The organism is Piscibacillus salipiscarius, assembly GCF_042685285.1.
Taxonomy (GTDB): domain Bacteria; phylum Bacillota; class Bacilli; order Bacillales; family Alkalibacillaceae; genus Piscibacillus; species Piscibacillus salipiscarius.
This window is the reverse complement of the sequence record NZ_JBHUMZ010000036.1, coordinates 1-1,700: the sequence shown is the minus strand read 5'-3', so window position 1 is coordinate 1,700 and position 1,700 is coordinate 1. Positions and strand designations below refer to the sequence as shown.

The 1,700-nt window shown below is 38.4% G+C and carries 1 protein-coding gene; it reads right to left on the bottom strand.

The window, feature by feature from the left end; all coding sequences use genetic code 11:
* Nucleotides 1-316: 316 nt before the first annotated feature.
* Complete coding sequence (locus tag ACFSW4_RS11955; RefSeq protein ID WP_377329525.1) at nucleotides 317-1,594, bottom strand: IS110 family transposase; 1,278 nt, start codon at nucleotides 1,592-1,594, stop codon at nucleotides 317-319.
* Between the last annotated feature and the right edge of the window lie 106 nt (nucleotides 1,595-1,700).

Below are 1,700 nucleotides of genomic sequence, written 5' to 3'. Positions count from 1 at the left end.
TTTTTTTAAAAAACTATAGTTAACTTCCATAAAGATTAAATGACATTTCTGTAATTATAAGGAACACAAGCGCACGCTTCGCTACTGTTAATTGTAATTAATTAACAATTGGGCGGTTATTTGATGCACTCGACTCACTCTGCTAACTTATGAAGACGTCCCCTCCCATATCTCTTAGCGTCGTGCGCTTACATTCCTTCACTGGGCCTTTCCATAAGGCAGAGGCCAGCATTATGCTCCTGCATGGACTCTTAGTCTAATGTCTCAGTATGCGCCGGCTCTCTGTGTCATCTTTTTTGTCATACTAGAATAATCCTTAAGCTACTTTTGGATTGACAAACATATCACTTTCCATTTGTTCAGCGTTAAAGTATGTTTTGTTCTTGGATAATCCATACATTACCTTGATTAACTTTGAACTTAAAACCACCATCGCCTCTTTCTTTCGAAGAGGGTTCTCAGACCGTGTAATGTAATATTGATATAAGTTGTTAAAGGCCTCGTTATTATGAATGAGCGGCAAAATAGCTTTGAACAATAAGGACCGTAAGTCCTTTCGGCCACGCTTAGATAGATGTTTAGTGCCTTTCTTCTGACCAGATGAATGTTCACGTAATGACAATCCCGCTAATTTAATAAGCTGGCGTGGATGATCATATTCCGATAGTGAACCTGTATAGGCTAGTAATTCAATAACAGTTTGTTCGCTAATGCCACGAATAGAGTTTAAATATTCAAACTCTGGTATCTCTTTCACTAATGTTTCAAGCGTTTGTTCAAGGTCTTGAAGTTGAGCTTGTAGAAACTCAAGTTGTTGGACAAGTGTGGTAATGTGCAATCGTGCCATCCCTTCTCCTTCTGTTAAACCAATAGAACTTTCTGCTATCTCGCAAAGCCTTTCAATTTTCTTTTTAGGCGGATAGGTGGTGTTTGAATGTTGTTGAATCATCACCGCTAAATCTTCAGGACGTTGTCCTTTTAAATCAGCTGGGAATGGTGTAAGTTTTAGAACTTCACAAGCTTGTTTCCCATATCCTTTAAATACTTTATTGAACTCAGGAAAGTACATATCCAAAAATCCAGTAATGCGATTCTTGGTAGCTGATATATCATCCTTTAGTCTTTTTTTAAGTGATGCTCCTTCACGAAGCTCCCGCTCAACCCCTTCTAAATGTCGAGGGTAATGAAAGTTCCCGGTTACTACGAGCTTAGCGATGACACGAGCATCTTTCTGATCATTCTTAGTTTGTGAATTATCGTCAAATTCCTTAGCTCTATTCACATGCATAGGATTTACGGTCACAAAAGGTATACAATGTTCCATTAAATAGGCCGCTAAGTTTTTCCAATAATGACCCGTTGGCTCAAAGCTAACGAGTATATCTGTCTTCTGATACTTCTCCATATAGTAATGGATGGTTTTTAGTAACTTATTAAAGCCTTCTAAAGATTGTTTAAAAGGAAATGCCTTCCCCAGTTCTCGGCCCCGATCATCCGTTATAACTCCATAATGAGTATGCTTGGCAATATCAATTCCAAGAATTAGGGTGTTATCTGTGATTTGATTCACGCGCTGATTACGTTTATTATTCATTATAGGTCCTCCTTATGATGAATGTTTGTTTGTGCTATGACAGCATCATAACGGAGGGCCCTTTTTAATTCAAGAGGTGAAAACCTGATTCGATAGGAATGCTCCT

Bases quoted from the DNA above. Each gene is read 5' to 3' on its own strand.
- ACFSW4_RS11955 (WP_377329525.1), bottom strand. From the start codon at position 1,594: ATGAATAATAAACGTAATCAGCGCGTGAATCAAATCACAGATAACACC.